Here is a 17,788-nt window from a genome sequence, read left to right as displayed (position 1 = left end):
CGTGGTGCGGACGCCGCGGGACGGGACGGCCCCGCCCCGGCGCTCCGCGCCTCAGCCCGCGTCACGGCAGGCCCGGTAGAAGTCGCGCCAGTCCTGGCGCTCGCGCACGACGGTCTCGAGGTATTCCCGCCAGACGACCTGGTCGGAGACCGGGTCCTGGACCACGGCGCCGACGATCCCGGCGGCCACGTCGGAGGGGCGGAGCACGCCGTCGCCGAAGTGGGCCGCCAGCGCGATGCCGTTGGTGAGGACGGAGATGGCCTCAGCGGTGCTGAGGGTGCCGCTGGGGGACTTGACCTTGGTGCGGCCGTCCTCGGTGACGCCGGTGCGCAGCTCGCGGAAGACCGTGACGACGCGGCGGATCTCCTCCAGGCCGGTCGTGGTCCGGGGCAGCTCCAGGGAGCGGCCGAGCTGGCCGACGCGGCGGGAGACGATGTCCACCTCCTCCTCGGCGGTGGCCGGGACCGGCAGCACGACGGTGTTGAACCTGCGGCGCAGGGCGCTGGACAGGTCGTTGACCCCCCGGTCGCGGTCGTTGGCGGTGGCGATGACGTTGAACCCGCGCGTGGCCTGGACCTCCTCGTTGAGCTCGGGGATCGGCAGCGTCTTCTCCGACAGCACGGTGATCAGCGCGTCCTGGACGTCGGAGGGCATGCGGGTCAGCTCCTCCACCCGGGCGATGCGCCCCTCGGACATCGCGCGCATCACCGGGCTGGGCGTGAGCGCCTCCCGGGACGGGCCCTCGGCCAGCAGCCGCGCGTAGTTCCAGCCGTAGCGGATGGCCTCCTCGGCGGTGCCCGCGGTGCCCTGCACGAGCAGGGTGGAGTCGCCGCTGACCGCGGCCGCCAGGTGCTCCGACAGCCAGGTCTTGGCGGTGCCGGGCACCCCGAGCAGCAGCAGCGCGCGGTCGGTGGCGAGGGTCGCCACCGCCACCTCCACGATGCGGCGGGGCCCGATGTATTTCGGGGTGATCTGATCACCGTCGCCCAGGATGTAGCGGGTCACCGCCCAGGGGGACAGCTTCCAGCCCGGCGGCCGGACCCGGTCGTCGTCCTTCGCCAGGATCGCCAGCTCCTCGGCGTACTGGTCTTCGGCGTGGGCCCGCAGAACCGTTGTCACACAAGCTCCTTCAACATGTCGTCACGGAAACGCAGGAGGGCGGCGACCTCCTGGATGGGCGGTTCGGGCGAGAGGCGTTCGGCCACGCCGTACAGGGCGGGGTCGATGCGCTCACCGGCGAGCTTGGTCAGCTCGCCGAGGTTCCACGGCTGGGTGCCGGAGACCTCGAGGATCTTCTGCAGCACGGCCTTGGCCAGGCCTGGCCCCCAGGGGGCCGAGGCGCCGCCGAGGACCATGATGAGCTGGCCGTCCAGGCCGTGCCGGCGGACGAAGTCGGCCGCGACGCGCTCCTGCTCGGCGGGGGGCAGCGCGGCCAGCAGGTCGGCGAGCGGGTCCCAGGCGAACAGCTCCCTGGCCCATTCGGGGTCGCCCTGGAGCACGGTGGCCCTGACCCACCCCGCCATGACCTCCCGGCCCCAGTCGACGATCTTCATGCGGACCAGCTCGGCCGGCGGGCGGCCGAGCAGACGGGGCCAGACGGCGAGCGGGGTGCGCGCCACGGCCTGCTGGAGCCACCAGCTCCGCTCGCCCGTGCCCCGGGGCGGCTTGGCCCGGATCCCGTCGCGCTCCATCGCGCCGTCGCAGGCGGCGGGCGGGGTGACCTGGATCCTCCCGTCCTCGACGGAGAGGTAGCGGGCGCCCCGCTCGGCCATCCGCAGGCCCAGGCGGGAGCCGGGCAGGCGGGTGAGCAGGTCGGCGGCCTGGTGGCGGACCTCGCGGCGGCGGTCGTCGAGGGCGGACTCCAGGAACGGCTCGTCGTCGGGCGAGAGCCGCTCGGCGAGGACCTCCAGGAACGCCGCCCGATCGTCGGGGGTCTCCTTCTCCCACGTCGCCGCGAGCAGTTCCCTGGCCTCCGCCGGGTCCGCCGCCCGCAGCGCGGCCAGGTGGGCGCGGCGGTCGCCGGAGGTCCCCAGCTCCCAGACCTCCCGGGCGCCGTCGGCCCCGGTCACGGCGGCCGAGGTGACCTCCTCCAGCAGGAAGCCCCACTCGGGGTTGAGCCCGGCCAGCCAGCGGCCCCGGTTTCCGGCGAGGACTCCGAGGTGCGGGCGGATCGACCGGTCTCTGGCCCCCTGGTCGAGGAGCTCGGGCAGCAGGTGCGGCGAGATCCGGTAGCCGTGCCCGGCCGCGGTCTCCAGCCATTCGGTCAGCAGCCTCGGCCGCTCGCCGCCGAGGATCCGGGCGAGCCGGTCGGCGGCCGCGGGCGAGAGCGCGGGCTGCTCCTCGGGCGGCGCGACGCTCAGCGGCTCGCCCTTCTCCAGCCGGTGACCGGCCCGCATCCGCAGCGTGTGCACGGCGGCGCGTTCGAGGAGCTCCACCTCGCCCGGCGCGCCACCCGGGAGGGGGCGGCGGTCGGTGCCGACGAGCGCGGTGGAGACGAGGTCCTCCCATTCGGCCGAGGCGTTCACAGGACGATCACCCTGCCCTTCTCGTCCCAGGTCGTGAGGGGCCGCAGCCCCCTGGGGGTCCATTCGGCGGCGACGGTCAGCGGGTGGCCGCCGGAGGCCGCGAGCAGCCGCCACGGGGTGCCGGCCGACGGGTGCAGCGCCAGTCCCCCGGAGGGGCCGGCCAGCTGCCAGGAGGAGCCCCTGGCCGGGGTCACCCCGTCGAGGACGACGGGCCAGGAGTCCACCCAGGGGTCTCCCGCCAGCGCCCGGGCCACCTCCTCCAGCGCCCGTTCAGGGGTGGATCCGGGCGCGGGGCCGGCGGGTGCGGCGTCGTGGCGGGCGGCGACCAGGGCCCGCAGCGGTGACGGCCCCGGATAGAACGCCAGGTCGGCGTCGAGTGCCGTGCCGGTGACGAGCGAGGCGTCGAGGGCCTGGCCGACCGGGGCGAAGGAGAGCACGAGCGCCGGCCGGCCCGTGGCCCTGCCGCGGAGCCAGACCCGGCGCGCGATCAGCCGGTCCTGCTCCTCGTCGCGGCGGCCGAGCACGTCCCATACGTCCCTGACCGTCTCCCCCGCGAGCACCTCCTCCTTGGTGACCGGGAAACCGACCCGCTCGCGGACCCGCTGCAGCAGCCCGGCGGCCGCCGGGTGCGGTGCCCCGGCCCGCTCCGGGGCGTCCGCGCCGTCGCCGGAGGCCCGCACCATCTCGGGGAGGCGGCGGTGGGCCACCGACAGCAGGTGCAGGAGGGCGTATTCGCCCAGCAGCCGGGCGGGCCAGTCTTCGGTCGCCAGGACGGCGTTCAGGCGGGAGACGCTGCCGGCGACGGCCGGGGCCTGCGCGTCGATCAGACGTTTGGCGAGGCCGTCCCAGTGGTCGTGCCGCCGGGATCCGGCGATGCCCTGCCTGATCTGGTCGGCGAGCCAGCGCTCCAGCTCCGACAGGCCGGCCGCCACACGCTGCTCGCGCTGCTCGGCCCGGCGGCCGCCGCCCGGCGGGCCGGACTCCGCCGGATCCGCCGTCGCCGCCGCGCGGGTGGCCGCCTTCGCGGCGCGGTCACGCCGCTGGTCGAGCCACTCGGCCACCCAGTCGGCGGGCTCGTCGGCGGCCGGGACGCCGTCGGCCGACCAGAGCAGCAGCAGGCCGAGCGCGTGTTTGCAGGGGAACTTCCGGCTCGGGCAGCTGCACCGGTAGGCGGGCTCGGACAGGTCCACGCACGCCCGGTAGGGCTTGGAACCGCTGCCCTTGCACTCGCCCCACAGCGCGTCCGCCGTGACCCCGATTCCCGACCACTTGCCGGGGGAGGAGACCCCCTGGGCCGCTTTCTGGGATGGGGCGTCGGGCGCGAGCGCGAGCACCTGATCCCGGTTCCATCGTTCGATCACGGTCGGAACGCTAGCCAACCCCTCCGACAAAAGCCGTGGGAAATCGGTCTGGCACATAACCCAGGAAAGCGTCTACTGTATTCAAAACTCAGTATTCACCACGTGATATAGCACTGTTCATCGAGGAGCAACCATGGTGAAGAGGATCCACATCATCGCCGGAGTCGTGATCGTCGGCGGGCTCACGATGGGCGGTTGCGCTACCGGGGGCCTCCCCGCGAAGGACGCGCCGAAGATCTCGCAGAGCTCGGGCGGCACGCTCTCCGGAGAGATCAAGGTCTGGTCCTGGGATGTCGCGGCGAAGGCGCTGCAGCGTATGGCCCCCGAGTTCGAGAAGACCCACCCCGGGGTGAAGGTCCAGGTGGTGGACATCGGCTACGACAACGCCTACGACAAGATCACGGTCGGCCTCAAGTCGGGTTCCGGGCTGCCGGACGTGATCACCCTGGAGGACGACCGCATTTCCGGGTACGTCGAGAACTTCCCCAACGGCCTGGTGGATCTGAGCGGCGTCGCGAGCAAGTACAAGGCCGACTTCGACCAGGCCAAGTGGGCCGCGGCCACCTCGGGCAAGGGCCTGTTCGCATTGCCGTGGGACTCCGCGCCGGTGGGCCTGTTCTACCGCCGTGACTACTTCAAACAGGCGGGAGTCGACCCCGACTCCATCGTCACCTGGGACGACGCGATCAAGGCAGGCGAGAAGATCAAGCAGGTCACCGGGAAACGTCTGTTCGTCGCCGACCTCACGACCCCCGACATGTTCACGACCCTGCTCCAGCAGCTCGGTCAGGGCTACTTCAAGGACGGCAAGGTCGCGGTGAACAGCCCCGCGGCGGTCAGGGCGCTCACCCTGCTCAAGACCCTCAAGGACAAGGACCTGCTGCAGAACGAGAAGGGCTGGGACGGCCGGGTCACCGCGACCAAGCAGGGCAAGACCGCCACCCAGCCGACCGCCGCCTGGTGGAGCGGGACGCTGACCGGGGAGATGCCCGAGCTGTCGGGCAAGTTCGGGGTCGTCCCGCTGCCCGCCTTCGACGCCAACGGCGTCCGCACCTCCGCCAACGGCGGCTCGGCGCTGGCCGTCACCTCGCAGACGAAGAACCAGGAAGCGGCCTGGGCGTTCGTCCAGTGGCTGCTCGCGAGCAAGGACAACCAGGTCGCCATGATGAGGAACGAGGCCCTGTTCCCCGCCTACCTGCCCGCACTGACCGATCCGCTGTTCGACGAGGCGCAGCCGTACTTCGGCGGGCAGCGGGTCAACCGCCTGTTCGCCGACGAGGTCCGGAACATCCCGCCGATCGAGCTGACCGGGGACGACTCCCAGGCCCGGGAGATACTGAAGAAGGCCGTCTCCGGTTCGCTGCTGGACGGCGACGACCCCAAGGCCGCGCTCGACGAGGCCGCCACGCGGATCGCGTCCGCGACCAAGCGGCCCCTCGCGCAGTGACACCTCCGGTGACATCCCCCACGACAGGCATCGCGGCAGACCGTACGGCAGACCCGGCGACTCACCCGGCGACGCCCCTGGCGGCCCGGCGGAGCCGGATGATCCCGTGGTTCTTCGCGGGGCCGGCGGCGGCGCTGTTCCTGATCTTCTTCGCCTATCCGCTGGCCGCGTCGTTCGTGCAGAGCCTGCAGACGACGGACGGCGGAACCGTCGAGTGGGCCGGGGCCGGTCAGTACGCGCGCCTGCTGGCCGACCCGTCGTTCCTGCAGTCACTCGTCAACGTCGCGCTGATCCTCATCGTCCAGGTCCCCGTCATGATCGGCCTGGCCCTGGTGCTGGCCTACGTGCTCAACCAGTCGTGGCTCCGCTTCCGGGCCACGCTCCGGGCCGCCTACTTCCTGCCCGCGGTGACGACCCTGGTCGCCTACGCCGTGGTCTTCCGCGTGCTGCTCAAGACCGAGGGCGGCGCGGTCAACCAGGTCCTGGGCGTGCAGGTGGACTGGCTCAACGATCCGTTCTGGGCCCGGGTCGCACTGATCGCGTCGATCACCTGGCGCTGGGCGGGCTACAACGCGGTCATCCTGCTGGCCGGACTGCAGGCCGTCGGCCGCGAGCAGTACGAGGCGGCGGCGATCGACGGCGCCGGATCGCTGACCACGTTCCGGCGGGTGATCCTGCCGCAGTTGCGCCCTGTGGTGCTGTTCTGCTCGATCACCTCGACGATCGGCACGCTGCAGCTGTTCGACGAGCCGATGGTGCTGACCGGCGGCGGCCCCGGCGACGCCACGCTCACCCCGATCCTCTACCTCTACCAGGTAGGTTTCCGCCAGTTCGACTTCGGCTACGCGGCGGCCATCGCCTGGGTCGTGGTGGCGCTCATCGGCGGCCTTTCCTACCTGCAGTTCCGCTACTTCGGAAGGGAGCGGTCGTGAAGCGGGCCCTGGTGTGGCTGGCGGCGGCGGCGGGCGCGGTCGTCAGCGTGATCCCGTTCTACTGGATGATCGTGGCGGCCACCCACGACGGCGGCGAGCTGTTCGCCTCTCCCCCGCCGTTCCTGCCCGGCGGCGAGCTGATGGCCAACCTCGCCGACCTTGAGGAGACGATCCACTTCTCCCGGGTCATGGTCACCAGTGTCTGGACGGCGGTCGTCTACACGGTGCTCAGCGCGCTGGTATCGGCGATGTGCGGGTACGGCCTGGCGAAGTACCGGTTCAGGGGGCGGGGAGCGCTGCTCGGCGTGGTGCTGGCGACCATGATGATCCCGTTCCAGGTGCTGCTGGTCCCGCTGTTCCAGATGATGGCGAGCATCGGCTGGGTGGACACCTACCAGGCGATCATCGTGCCGTTCCTGGCCAACTCCTTCGGCATCTTCCTGATGCGTCAGGCCTTCATGGACTTCCCCGACGAGTTGCTGGAGAGCGGCCGCCTGGACGGCGCGGGCGACCTGCGGATCTTCTACCGGATCGTGCTGCCGTGCGTACGGCCCCAACTCGGCGCGTTGGTCATCTTCACCTTCATGGGCCAGTGGAACGCGTTCATCTGGCCCCTGCTGATGCTCAACTCCGAGGAGCGCTTCACCGTCCCGGTGGCGCTGAACCATCTGATCGGCCTGTCCCACGTGGACTACGCGGGGCTGATGCTGGGCGCCTTCCTCGCCACGCTCCCGCTGACGCTGATCTTCCTGCTGTTCCAGCGGCAGTTCGTCTCCGGCCTGCTCGGCGGAGCGCTCAAGGGGTGATCCCTCTCTAGTATCTGTGCAATGACGACACCTGCCCGCCCACCGCTCGCCGAGACCCTCGACCTGCTGCCGCACCCCGAGGGGGGCTGGTACCGGGAGACCTGGAAGACCTCCGTCGACCTCGCCCCGCCCGGATACGACGGGACGAGGGCCACGGCCACCGGGATCTACTTCCTGCTGGAGCCGGGCGAGGAGTCGCGCCCGCACGTGGTCCGCTCCGACGAGGTGTGGCTCTGGCACCGGGGCGGTCCGCTGACCCTGGTCCTCGGCGGCCACGAGGGCCAGCCGTCGAGCACGCTGACCCTCGGCCCCCTGGTCGAGCAGGGACAGCTCCCGCAGGCCCTGGTGCCCGCCGGGACCTGGCAGGCCGCCCGCCCGGCCGGGACCGAGGGCGTGCTCGTGAGCTGCGTCGTCTCCCCCGGCTTCGACTTCGCCGACTTCCGCATGGTGTGACGGCGTCCCCGTCTGCGGAGAGAATGCGGTTACACGACATACGAGGAGGTCAACGGTGATCCACGAGATCGTCTCCGTAATCGGGGGAAAGCAGACCGCCAACGGCACGACCTACGACTCGATCAACCCGGCCCGCGTGGACGAGGTGGTCGCGCGGGTCCGGCTGGCCGACGCGGAGACCTTCTCCTCCGCCTGCCGTACGGCCGCCGAGGCCCAGCGCGAGTGGGCCGGCGTGCCCGCTCCCGTCCGGGGGCGGGTGATCGCCTCGATCGGGCGGCTGGTCGAGGCCAACGCCGAGCCGCTGGCCCGCCTGGTCACCCGTGAGATCGGCAAGCCCTACGCCGAGGCGCTGGGCGAGGTCCGGGAGATCGTCGACACGTGCGACTTCTTCCTCGGCGAGGGGCGGCGCCTCTACGGGCAGACGGTGCCCTCGGAGATGCCGGACAAGAACCTGTTCACCTTCCGGGTCCCGGTCGGGGTGGCCGCGGTGATCACGGCGGGCAACTTCCCGGTCGCGGTGCCGTCCTGGTATCTCGTCCCGGCCCTGCTGGCCGGCAACGCGGTCGTCTGGAAGCCCGCCGAGTACGCCGCGGCCTCGGCGCACGCGCTCTACCGGCTTTTCGCCGCGGCCGGACTGCCCGAGGGCGTGCTGAACCTCGTGCTCGCCGACGGCCCCGCGACCTCCGAGGGCCTGGAGGCGGCGCTGGCCGAGGGCACGGTGCACAAGGTCGGCTTCACCGGCTCGACCGAGGTCGGCCGCAGGATCGGCGAGCTGTGCGGACGGCACCTGCAGTCACCCTGCCTGGAGCTCGGCGGCAAGAACCCGATGGTGGTCATGCCCGATGCCGACCTGGACCTGGCGGTGGAGGGCGCGCTGTTCGCCGGGTTCGGCACGGCGGGGCAGCGCTGCACCTCGCTCGGCACGGTGATCGTGCACGAGAGCGTCCACGCCGAGTTCCTCGACCGCTACACGCGCGCCGTGGCGGCCGCGACGATCGGCGACCCCGCGGGAGACGTGCTGTGCGGGCCGCTGCTCGACCACAAGTTCGCCTCCCGCTACGAGGAGTATCTGGGCTGGATCCAGCCGCACCACACGGTCGTCTCCGGGCCGACGGGCCGGATCACCGGTGACAACCCGCGCGGAGACTTCTCCGGCGACGGGGGGCTCTACTACCACCCCGTGGTCGTGGACGGCGTGCGCCCCGGCGACCGGCTGTTCCTGGAGGAGACCTTCGGCCCCATCGTGGGCGTGACCGCCTTCTCGACGCTGGAGGAGGCCGTCGAGCTGGCCAACCGGCCCGGTTACGGGCTCTCCTCCTCCATCTACACCACCGACCCCAAGTCGGCCTTCCGGTTCCGCGCGGGCATCGGCGCGGGCATGGTCAGCGTCAACAACTCCACCTCCGGAGCGGAGGCCCACCTGCCCTTCGGCGGCAACGGCAAGTCCGGCAACGGCAGCCGCCAGTCGGGGATGTGGGTGCTCGACCAGTTCACCCGCTGGCAGGCGATGAACTGGGACTACTCCGGCAGGCTCCAGAAGGCCCAGATGGATGTGGCCGAGATCATCCCAGACCTGGACTTCCGGCTCTGAATTTGCCATACCGGGGGGTTCTCCCCATCGTGATCGCGGCATGCCTCTCCTTGGAGAGGGTGCCGCGACCGCCCGTGTGATCACACGGGTGGCGCGGCCGTCATGGCCGGAGCCGGTCTTCTCGCGACCGGGACACCGGCCGCGCGGATCCCGGTCCGTCACCCCGTCCGCCGGCCCGCGCACCGTGCCCGAGGAGGATCGGCACGGCCCGCGCGAGGCCGCCACCCGCCGGGAAGGCCGTCAGGCCCTGCCGGACGCGTGAGGGGCCGCGTGCTGCGGCGCGGCCTCTCACGGATCCGGCGGCCCGGCGGGCTCAGTGGTGCATGACGACGCGTTCGACGAGTTCGAAGCCCACCAGGAGCAGGACCGCGATCCCGGCGAGGGCGTAGCGCAGGACGGGCGGCCTGCGGCGCCCGGACGCCGGGCCCCGGACGCACACGCGGACCCTCGCCACCCGTGCACGGACCCTCGTCACGCGCGCACGGGTCTTCTCCGCACGCACGGAAGCCCCTACGGGCACGGGGACCAGGTCCGGCACGGGGGCGGGGACCGGCGCCGGGACGGAGACGCCCGGAGGTGCGGAAGCCTCCGGCAGCGCGGGGTCCGGCGCCGGGACGGAGGCGCCCGGAGGCGCGGAGACCCCGCCGGACGCGGGGAGCGGCGCGGGGGTGGAGCCCGCGGCCGGGTCCGGCGCGGGGGCGCCCGGCGCGGCGGCGCGGTGCGAGCGGTCTCCCACGGGGAAGGCCTTCACGCTGCTGTCGCCGCAGCCGGGGCACCTCACCCCCGACCAGGGCGGCTGGACCAGGACCCCGGAGCGCGTCCAGACCACGACGTCGTGACCGTGCCCGTCGGTCAGGCGGCGGACGAGGTATTCCTCCCGCCAGACGTGCCGGCAGTGCAGGCATTCCAGTGGCCAGATCTCGCGAGTGCTGAACTCCTCGTGCACGAGGATCACCCCCATCGTGACACCGATACCGGCCTGAGTGTGAGCGCGGTTCCGGATGTCGGCAAGCGGCGCGGGGGTGCGGATCCACTGCCCCTTCACGACAACCTTCATCTCATGTAATGAGACGATCTTTCTTGATATGTGAGACCACTGCTACGGTTGGCCCATCCGACCGAAGGAGTGATCCGCCATGGCCGCCAAGGACGCCGTATACACCCACGGACATCACGAGTCCGTGCTCCGGTCCCACCGGTGGCGGACCGTGGAGAACTCGGCGGCCTACCTCCTGCCGCACCTGCGGCCGGGAACGTCGCTGCTGGACGTCGGCTGCGGCCCCGGCACCATCACCGCGGAGCTGGCCGGGCGGATCGCACCGGGGGTGGCCACCGCGGTCGAGGTCACCGAGGAGGCGCTCGCCCTGGCCCGCGCGGAGGCGGAGCGGCGCGGGCAGTCCAACATCGAGTTCTTCGTCGCCGACGTGCACGCGCTGGAGTTCCCCGACGACACCTTCGACGTCGTCCACGCCCACCAGGTGCTGCAGCATGTCGGCGACCCCGTCCAGGCGCTGCGGGAGATGCGGCGGGTCTGCAGGCCCGGCGGGATCGTCGCCGTCCGCGACAGCGACTACGCCGCCTTCGCCTGGTTCCCCCGGCTGCCCGCGCTGGAGGAGTGGATGGCCCTCTACCAGCGGATCGCCCGGGCCAACGGCGGCGAGCCCGACGCGGGGCGGCGGCTGCTGTCATGGGCCCGCGCGGCCGGCTTCGCCGACGTCTCCGCCACCTCCTCGACCTGGTGCTTCGCGACGCCGGAGGACCGCGCCTGGTGGGGCGGCATGTGGGCCGAGCGGATCCTGAAGTCCGACATGGCCCGCCAGGCGCTGGAGGCGGGCGCGGCCACCGAGGACGACCTGCGCCGCGTCTCCGACGGCTGGCGGGAGTGGGCCGCGGAGCCGGACGGCTGGCTGTCCCTGCTCCACGGCGAGCTGATCTGCCGGGCCTGACCCACGGCATCGGCCCCCTGGCCGTTCACCGTGCCGGCAGGGCCGTCGGGGCGCCCCGGGCGAGGCCGGGGCGCCCGCTGAGGTGTCAGGGCTGCTGGGTGATCTTGACGTCGTCGATTCCGGCCTCGACCAAGGAGGCGGTGGAGGCGTCGGCGGCTTCGATGAGGATGCGGACGCTCTGTCCGGCGAAGGCGGAGATGTCGGCCTCGGCGGTGGCCCAGGCGCCGTTGCGGTTGGTGGCGGCGCCGAGCTGCTGGAAGACCTGGGTGGTGGTGGAGCCGACGACCTTCACGCGCAGGTAGTCGGCGCTGGAGGCGTTGGAGCCGTGCGCGAGATACCAGGAGAAGCCCAGCTTGAGGGCGCCGGAGGCGGGCAGGGTGACGGCCGGCGACTGGATGGTGGTGGTGCCGCCGTCGACGTCGTGGTCGCCGGCGGAGGCGCCGGCCAGCCGTCCGGTGACCAGGTCGTTGGTGCCGCTGACGGTGGTGCCGAGCTGCTTGGCGCCGCTGGAGGTGGTGGCCTCGGGGTCGCCGCGCTCCCACCGGCCGAGGGTGGCGGTGTCGGTGCCGCCGGGGTCGGCGGTCCAGCCGGTCGCCGTCTCGAAGGTGTCCTGCCAGACGGTCACGGGCGGGGTGCCGGTGCCGCAGTACTGCGGCTCCTTGCCGATGATCCGGTAGACGCAGTCGGAGTACTCCAGGAAGCGGAGCACGGCCTCCCGGTTGCGGGTCGTCTGCGGGACGATCTGCTCGTCGGGCGGGTAGAAGCCCGGGGACCCGGTCGGATACATCTCGAAGGTGTAGCTGAAGATCTTGTGGGCGCCCCACATCCAGTCGTCGATCGAGCCGTCGGTGATGTAGAGGTCGCTGGCCTGCTCGGGGGTGTAGCCGTTGGTGGCGGCCATGTTCCGGCCCAGGGCCGCGAACGCGTCGTGGTCGTCCTGGGTCAGGCCGGGGGCGGTGTCGTCGTTGGTGTAGCCGTAGGGCCACAGGACGAGCTCGCCGTAGGTGTGCCAGTCGATGTGCGCCTTGATCTGCTGCGTGCCGCCGACCACCCGGCTGCGCACCCAGTCGGCGACCGCCCTGACCTCGGGCGCCGACTCGGCGGCCGGTCCCCGGTAGGTGTCGCTGGAGGTGGAGCCGGAGGAGCCGCCGCAGCAGCCCCACTGGTAGGCCCAGTTGCGGTTGAGGTCGGTGCCCACGGAGGAGGAACCGGAGTTGGGCTGCCGGTTCTTGCGCCAGGAGCGGTAGGACCCGGTGGCGATGTCGTACTCGCCGCCGTCGGGGTTGAGGTCCGGCATGATCCAGATCTCGCGCGAGTTCACCAGGCCGGTGATCCTGCTGTCGGTGCCGTAGCCGTCGGTGAGCAGGTTGAGGATGTAGAGCGCCATCTCGACGGTCAGGTGCTCCCGGGCGTGCTGGTGGTGGGTGAACAGCACCTCGGGCTCGTTCTCGTCCGTGCCGACGTTGTCGCTGATCTTGATGGCCATCAGGTCACGGCCCTCGTAGGAGGTGCCGTAGCTGGTCTTGCGGGCGATCGCGGGGTGGTCGGCGACGATCTGGTTGATCGCGGCGGTCATCTCGGCGTAGTTGTGGTAGCCGGAGTCGGCCGGCGGGAAGTCGAAGGTCCGCACGTCCGGGGACGGGGACCTGGGGATCTTCGTGACGGTGTAGCCCAGCTTCTTGATCGCGGCGACCTCGGCCTCGCTCGCGGTCACCACGACCGAGGCGGAGTCCACCTGGTCGATCGCCGCGCCGGTGGCCGCGACCGCGCTCCGCTGCCGGGAGTCACTGGGGCCCTGCACCTTGTACTGGCCGTTCGGCGCCGGTTCGGCCGATGCCCCTGCCCCGGTTGTGCCGAGACATGACAGCGCCAGGACCGCGAGCACCACGATCAGACGGCGTCTCACCTGCGTCCTCCTCAGGCGCGCGCTCTAGGGGGTTTGTCACGCGCCTGCACTGAGAGTCAGGCAAGGATGTCGATCGGCAAAGGCCCAAAATTTCTGGCTTGTACGGCTTCCGCCCCCAAGAAGGCAAAAGTCATCGGGGTCAGAACGAGACCTCGAACCAGAGGGTCCTGACCCCGCCGCAGTCGTCCCGGATCCCCCAGCGGGCCGCGAGCAGGTCCACCAGGAACATCCCCCGCCCGTTCTCGGCCGCGGGGTCGTTGCGCACGTGCGGGGCCGACACCCCCGAACCGGCGTCGGACACCTCCACGAACACCGCGCCGGAGCCCACCGCCACGGTCATCGCCACCCGGCCGCCGCCCCCCGACCCCGAGTGGACCACCGAGTTCGTCACCACCTCACTCACCAGCAGGACGACGTCGTCGGACGCGGGATGCCCCTCCCCCAGGAGCTCCCTGACCCGACGGCGGGCCACCGACACCGACTCCGGCACCCCCAGCAGGGTGACCGTCGATCGAGGCGGAACGGTCCGCTGCTCGAGCGTCATGATTGCCCTCACTCCCCGACATGCACATTCACATGCACATCGCGCTCCGAGATGGCACACTCACTCACGGTGAACTGTTCTATCAGGGACTTCAATAGCTCATATTGAAATTCCACAGTTTCCTCCCCCTGGACGGAGGTACGTGCATGGCTTCCCGGCGCAGCCCCACGGCCCGCCATCGCCGTCTCATGGCGGAACTGACCCGGCTCCGGGAGAGCAGCGGGCTGACGCGGGCGCAGGTGGCCGAGCGGATCGGCTCCACCGACACCACCGTCTGGAGATACGAGACGGGGCTGACCCGTCCCAGACCCTCCGACGTGTCGGCCCTCACCGAGGTGTACGGCGTGACCGGGGAGGCCCGGGCCTCCCTGGTCCAGATGGCCAGGGAGGCCCGCCAGCGAGGTTGGTGGCACCGGCACCGGCAGGCGCTCAAACCTGGTTTCGACTCCTACATCGGGCTGGAGGCGGAGGCGTCGGTGGTGCGCTCGTACGAGCCACAGGTCGTCCCCGGCCTGATGCAGACCGAACCGTACGCACGCGCGGTCATCGAGGCGACCGCTCTCACCCACGCCCCCTCAGCGGTTGACGAGAAGGTCTCCGTGCGCATCTCGCGCCAGCAGTTGCTGCACGGCACCGGTGACCCGATCCAGCTCGTCGCGGTGCTCGACGAGGCGGTGCTCCGGCGTCAGGTCGGCGGTCCGGGGGTGATGCGCGAGCAGCTGGAACACCTGCTCGATCTCGGCAGGCGGCCCAACGTGGAGATCCGGATCATCCCGTTCTCCGCCGGGGCGCACGCCGCGATGGACGGCAAGTTCTGCCTGCTCAGCTTCCCCGAGCCCGAGGATCCCGACCTCGTCTATCTGGAACAGGCCGCAAGCGGGCTCGTTCCGGAGGACCCGGAGGAGGTCCGCCGATACACCCTCATGTTCGGGAGCCTGTCGGCACTGGCTCTCGGCGCGGAGGCGTCGGCCGCCTTCATCGCCCAGGCCGCGGAGAGTTGTCCCACCCAACAGTAAGAACACAGCGGAAAGTAGGTAGAGAGTGCGGGGGTCCACGATGGATCTGTCCAGCGTCGTGTGGCGCAAGAGCAGTCGCAGCACCAACGGAGGCGACTGCGTCGAAGTGGCGGTCGTGCCCGGTGACCCGGCTCTGGCCGGGCACAAGGCCGACGCCGATGAGCTTTATCTCGTCCGTGACTCCAAAGACCCGGACGGCCCGGCGCTGGCGTTCACCCAGCGTGAGTGGGAGGCCTTCGTCGGCGGCGTGAAGGACGGCGAGTTCGGCTGAGCCGTGTCCCGGGGGGCCGGGCCGCCGGCCCCCCGGAAGCGCCGGCGCGCCCCGGGCCCTCAGCGGGCCCGAGGGCCGTCGGTGCCGTCGTAGCCGAGAATCCGCATCGCGACCTCGGGGTCCATCGCCGCGGCCAGGAACTGGGCCCGCTCCACGGCGCGGTCCCGCTGGGCCTCGGCCCTGAGCCGGGCCGCCCGGCCCGCGCGGATCACCGCCGAGACGACGCCGGCGCCCACGAGGGCCGCCACCACGGCACCCGACACCGCCAGGAGCGTGCCGGTCCCCGGCGTGATCGTCACCCCGTCCGCCATCATCGTCCTGCCGTCGAGCGCGTAGACGCCGAGCAGCGTGAACACCGTCAGCGCGGCCAGACTGGCCGCCACCACCGGCACCACCCGGGACCGCCGCCGCCCCGGCGGCGCCACGGCACCCGGCAGGGGCGGGACGGGTGGGAGCGCGGGCGCCCGACCGCCCTCACCCCCGTCGCCCCACGGCACGAAGTCCGGCCCGGCCACGGGCGCCGGCCCCACCGCGGTCGGCAGCGCGGAGCCGTGACCGTTGCCCGTCACGACCGCGCCTCGGACGAGCGACGCGACGGGTCCGGAGCGGGGCCCGTCCGGCGGGACGGGCAGGTCCCGCGCCACGTGGCTGTGCTCGCGGTGCGCCCGGGCGGCCTCCAGGTGATACTCCTCGATCTCGGCGTAGAACTCGTCCGAGGCATAGGACGAACCGTCCACCAGCGTCCCCCGCCGGTGCTCCAGGACGGCGATCACGTCATCGCCGTTGAGCGTCTTGTGGGTCTCCAGCGCGTGGGCCAGGCAGAGCACCTCCCGCCGATGCTCCCTCAGCAGGTCCCCGACCGCCTCCAGCAGGCGGACCAGGTTGTACTCGATCCGCTCGCCCAGCACGTCGGGGGCCAGGGGCTGCCGGCCGCCCGGCGCCCTGGTGAAGCCGGCCCCGCCGCCCCCGCCGGGCTTGGGCATCGACGTGCCGCCCGAGATCTCCAGCTCCTGCAGGGCGGGCACCGAGGTCACCCCGCGCCCCATCCCCCAGTGCGCCTCCATCAGCGCGGTGAGGTAGGTGGCCGAGTAGAGGTCACCCGAGACGCCGGAGGAGTTGTCCTCGGCGAAGAACATCCGCTCCCCGGCCAGCGAGGCGAGCGAGACCATGATGTCGGCCTCGTGCTCGGACTTCCACCGGGTGAACTGGTCCTCGGGCTTGATGCTGGCGACCATGCCGAGATAGTCGGCGCCCTTCTCGATCGTGGCGATGTCGATCTCGAGGTGGTAGCGGGTGCGGTAGGCGGCCACGGCGTGGCATGCCTCGTGCACGGCCACCGCGTGCCGCTCCCGCTCGATGTACTCCACGTCCTCGGGCGGCCCGAGCTGCTTGAGCCGCTTGGCCGTGGTCACGTCCGCCCAGGTGATGACGTTCCGGCCGGCCCGGATCGCGGTGATCAGCGACTCGTTCACCAGGTCCTTGATGGTGGCGCCGGTGGCGTAGGGCGTGATCGTGGCCAGCTTGTCCAGCTGCTCCTCGGTCAGCTCGTGGTCGACCTTGTCGAAGTAGCCCCGGTAGGTGCGGACCCGTCCCGCCTTGGAGGGGTAGCCCACCTTGTAGATGCGGTCGATACGGCCCGGCCGCAGCAGCGCCTCGTCCAGCGAGTTGGGCATGTTGGTCGCCATCATGACCAGGATCCGATACTTGGGCGGTGGCTTGGGCCGCATGCCGAGCAGCCTGCGGACGTGGCGGTTGACGACGCCGCGCGGCTTCTTCAGCCCCGACAGCTCGGTGAGCAGCGCCTGCAGCGTCCCCGGGTCGCCGCCTCCGCCGCCCATGTTGCCGCCCATGAAGAAGCGGCCGCGGCCGGTGCCGGGCTCCTGCCCCTCCCCCGCCCCCCTGCGGGTCAGCAGCCACCGGCTCTCCTCGGCCAGGTAGTCGAAGCCGTGGCAGCCCGCCGCGCGGGCGGAGAGACCCGGGCCGCCCCTGGGCCCCTGCTGCGCCAGCGAGCCACGGCGGCCGAGGGAGTCGGCCTCGTCGAAGAAGACGATCACGCCTCCGTACCGGAGGGAGAGCTTCCGGAGCTTCCTGAACAGTGACTTCACCTTCAGGATGCCCACGCCCATGAACATGTTGACGAACGCGCCGGGGTCCACGAAGACGTACGGCTTGCCCGTCTCCCCCGCCACGGCCTCGGCCATCAGGGTCTTGCCGGTGCCGGGCGGCCCCCACAGCAGCAGGCCGCTGGGCACGTAGCCGCCGCGCTCCTCGATCTCGTCGGGCCGTTCCAGGAAGACGATGTTCTCCTTGACCCGCTCGACCACGTGGTCCTGTCCCCAGACGTCGGTGAAGCGGGTCTTGATGTCGTCGGGGAAGTAGGTCTCCACACCGCCCCGTGACAGCAGCCAGAACAGGCCGACGAACTGGAAGGCGATGAAGAAGAACGCGAAGGCGAGCTGCGCCACGTACGGCAGAGCCTGCCAGAGCAGGGCCGGAGCCTGGAACAGCGCCAGGGCGGGCGAGGTCTCCAGCACCTCGCCGAGCACCAGGGCGAGCAGCGCGATCCAGAACAGCCACTTGACGGCCCGCGCCATCCTGAAGCGGTTCCAGTCCGAGAAGCGGCGGTGCGTCCAGCGCTCGAAGCCGCCGAACACCCCGCGCGTCCAGAACCGGTGGTATCCGGCGGAGCGCTCGCTGACGGAGAAGTGGATCTGCCGCAGGACCTCGGCCCCCAGCAGCCAGAAGATCCACGGTGCGGCGGTCGCGGCCCTGACCGTCGCGTCCCGGACGCTGATGATGCCCTCGTAGGAGGCCATCTCATTCCAGACCAGGATGAGGTAGACGGCCGTCAGGACGAGGACGAACTTGACCCGGTCCCACAGCGGCATCCGTTTACGGGTCCGGGGGTGGGGGTCGGTCGGGCCGGAACCGGGTGCGCGGAGGCCCTCGAAGCCGGGGGCCGGCGGGGGTGACTTCATGTGCGGGCCTCT

Annotated in this window: 15 protein-coding genes; 8 read left to right on the top strand and 7 right to left on the bottom strand. The window is 71.6% G+C overall.

Annotated elements, in window-relative coordinates:
- Window positions 1-51: 51 nt before the first annotated feature.
- The 3 genes from J2S55_RS30540 to J2S55_RS30530 are packed head-to-tail and all read right to left on the bottom strand — an operon-like array spanning window position 52 to window position 3,886.
- Window positions 52-1,119: an ATP-binding protein gene (locus tag J2S55_RS30540; RefSeq protein ID WP_306868045.1), complete on the bottom strand. Its 1,068-nt coding sequence runs from the start codon at window positions 1,117-1,119 to the stop codon at window positions 52-54.
- Window positions 1,116-2,525, bottom strand: coding sequence for a DUF5691 domain-containing protein (locus J2S55_RS30535; RefSeq protein ID WP_306868044.1), 1,410 nt, complete (start codon window positions 2,523-2,525; stop codon window positions 1,116-1,118). Before J2S55_RS30535 ends, J2S55_RS30540 begins: the two co-directional genes overlap by 4 nt.
- Window positions 2,522-3,886 carry an SWIM zinc finger family protein gene (locus J2S55_RS30530; protein WP_306868042.1) on the bottom strand — a complete coding sequence of 455 codons (1,365 nt, stop codon included), beginning with the start codon at window positions 3,884-3,886 and terminating at the stop codon, window positions 2,522-2,524. Before J2S55_RS30530 ends, J2S55_RS30535 begins: the two co-directional genes overlap by 4 nt.
- A 133-nt stretch (window positions 3,887-4,019) precedes the next feature.
- Here J2S55_RS30530 and J2S55_RS30525 point away from each other — a divergent pair, with 133 nt between their 5' ends.
- The 5 genes from J2S55_RS30525 to J2S55_RS30505 all read left to right on the top strand — a co-directional run bounded on the left by J2S55_RS30525 (window position 4,020) and on the right by J2S55_RS30505 (window position 9,115).
- The gene (locus J2S55_RS30525) at window positions 4,020-5,333 is read left to right on the top strand and encodes an ABC transporter substrate-binding protein (protein WP_306868040.1); all 1,314 of its coding nucleotides are present in this window, start codon (window positions 4,020-4,022) and stop codon (window positions 5,331-5,333) included.
- A gap of 98 nt (window positions 5,334-5,431) precedes the next feature.
- The gene (locus J2S55_RS30520; protein ID WP_306868039.1) at window positions 5,432-6,265 is read left to right on the top strand and encodes a carbohydrate ABC transporter permease; all 834 of its coding nucleotides are present in this window, start codon (window positions 5,432-5,434) and stop codon (window positions 6,263-6,265) included.
- Complete coding sequence (locus J2S55_RS30515) at window positions 6,262-7,071, top strand: carbohydrate ABC transporter permease (RefSeq protein ID WP_306868037.1); 810 nt, start codon at window positions 6,262-6,264, stop codon at window positions 7,069-7,071. The genes J2S55_RS30520 and J2S55_RS30515 overlap by 4 nt, the downstream gene beginning before the upstream one ends.
- A 21-nt stretch (window positions 7,072-7,092) precedes the next feature.
- Window positions 7,093-7,524, top strand: a complete 432-nt coding sequence (locus J2S55_RS30510) for a cupin domain-containing protein (RefSeq protein ID WP_306868036.1) — start codon at window positions 7,093-7,095, stop codon at window positions 7,522-7,524.
- A gap of 55 nt (window positions 7,525-7,579) precedes the next feature.
- Window positions 7,580-9,115 carry an aldehyde dehydrogenase family protein gene (locus J2S55_RS30505; RefSeq protein ID WP_306868035.1) on the top strand — a complete coding sequence of 512 codons (1,536 nt, stop codon included), beginning with the start codon at window positions 7,580-7,582 and terminating at the stop codon, window positions 9,113-9,115.
- A 313-nt stretch (window positions 9,116-9,428) separates the two neighbouring features.
- Here the strand turns inward: J2S55_RS30505 and J2S55_RS30500 are convergent, their stop codons facing one another.
- Complete coding sequence (locus tag J2S55_RS30500) at window positions 9,429-10,172, bottom strand: hypothetical protein (protein WP_306868034.1); 744 nt, start codon at window positions 10,170-10,172, stop codon at window positions 9,429-9,431.
- Between the two features lie 79 nt (window positions 10,173-10,251).
- Between J2S55_RS30500 and J2S55_RS30495 the strand changes: the two genes are divergently transcribed.
- Entirely contained in the window at window positions 10,252-11,061 is an 810-nt protein-coding gene (locus tag J2S55_RS30495) for a methyltransferase domain-containing protein (RefSeq protein WP_306868032.1), read from the top strand.
- A gap of 85 nt (window positions 11,062-11,146) precedes the next feature.
- Here the strand turns inward: J2S55_RS30495 and J2S55_RS30490 are convergent, their stop codons facing one another.
- Together J2S55_RS30490 and J2S55_RS30485 are read right to left on the bottom strand one after the other, a co-directional pair.
- Window positions 11,147-12,967, bottom strand: coding sequence for a M14 family metallopeptidase (locus tag J2S55_RS30490; protein WP_306868031.1), 1,821 nt, complete (start codon window positions 12,965-12,967; stop codon window positions 11,147-11,149).
- Window positions 12,968-13,106: 139 nt separating this feature from the next.
- The gene (locus J2S55_RS30485) at window positions 13,107-13,511 is read right to left on the bottom strand and encodes an ATP-binding protein (protein WP_306868029.1); all 405 of its coding nucleotides are present in this window, start codon (window positions 13,509-13,511) and stop codon (window positions 13,107-13,109) included.
- A gap of 188 nt (window positions 13,512-13,699) precedes the next feature.
- Between J2S55_RS30485 and J2S55_RS30480 the strand changes: the two genes are divergently transcribed.
- Window positions 13,700-14,527, top strand: coding sequence for a helix-turn-helix domain-containing protein (locus tag J2S55_RS30480; RefSeq protein ID WP_306868027.1), 828 nt, complete (start codon window positions 13,700-13,702; stop codon window positions 14,525-14,527).
- A 40-nt stretch (window positions 14,528-14,567) separates the two neighbouring features.
- Window positions 14,568-14,798: a DUF397 domain-containing protein gene (locus tag J2S55_RS30475; RefSeq protein ID WP_306868025.1), complete on the top strand. Its 231-nt coding sequence runs from the start codon at window positions 14,568-14,570 to the stop codon at window positions 14,796-14,798.
- Between the two features lie 59 nt (window positions 14,799-14,857).
- On the opposite strand, the gene J2S55_RS30470 is transcribed toward J2S55_RS30475, so the two are convergent.
- A complete protein-coding gene (locus tag J2S55_RS30470) occupies window positions 14,858-17,776 on the bottom strand; it encodes an AAA family ATPase (RefSeq protein WP_306868023.1) in 2,919 nt (972 codons plus the stop codon).
- Between the last annotated feature and the right edge of the window lie 12 nt (window positions 17,777-17,788).

Source organism: Streptosporangium brasiliense (genome assembly GCF_030811595.1).
GTDB classification, from domain to species: Bacteria; Actinomycetota; Actinomycetes; order Streptosporangiales; family Streptosporangiaceae; genus Streptosporangium; species Streptosporangium brasiliense.
This window is presented reverse-complemented; position numbering and strand designations above follow the sequence as displayed.

Bases quoted from the DNA above. Each gene is read 5' to 3' on its own strand.
- J2S55_RS30510 (WP_306868036.1), top strand. From the start codon at position 7,093: ATGACGACACCTGCCCGCCCACCGCTCGCCGAGACCCTCGACCTGCTG.
- J2S55_RS30470 (WP_306868023.1), bottom strand. From the start codon at position 17,776: ATGAAGTCACCCCCGCCGGCCCCCGGCTTCGAGGGCCTCCGCGCACCC.
- J2S55_RS30495 (WP_306868032.1), top strand. From the start codon at position 10,252: ATGGCCGCCAAGGACGCCGTATACACCCACGGACATCACGAGTCCGTG.
- J2S55_RS30525 (WP_306868040.1), top strand. From the start codon at position 4,020: ATGGTGAAGAGGATCCACATCATCGCCGGAGTCGTGATCGTCGGCGGG.
- J2S55_RS30500 (WP_306868034.1), bottom strand. From the start codon at position 10,172: ATGAAGGTTGTCGTGAAGGGGCAGTGGATCCGCACCCCCGCGCCGCTT.
- J2S55_RS30520 (WP_306868039.1), top strand. From the start codon at position 5,432: ATGATCCCGTGGTTCTTCGCGGGGCCGGCGGCGGCGCTGTTCCTGATC.
- J2S55_RS30480 (WP_306868027.1), top strand. From the start codon at position 13,700: ATGGCGGAACTGACCCGGCTCCGGGAGAGCAGCGGGCTGACGCGGGCG.
- J2S55_RS30485 (WP_306868029.1), bottom strand. From the start codon at position 13,511: ATGACGCTCGAGCAGCGGACCGTTCCGCCTCGATCGACGGTCACCCTG.
- J2S55_RS30475 (WP_306868025.1), top strand. From the start codon at position 14,568: ATGGATCTGTCCAGCGTCGTGTGGCGCAAGAGCAGTCGCAGCACCAAC.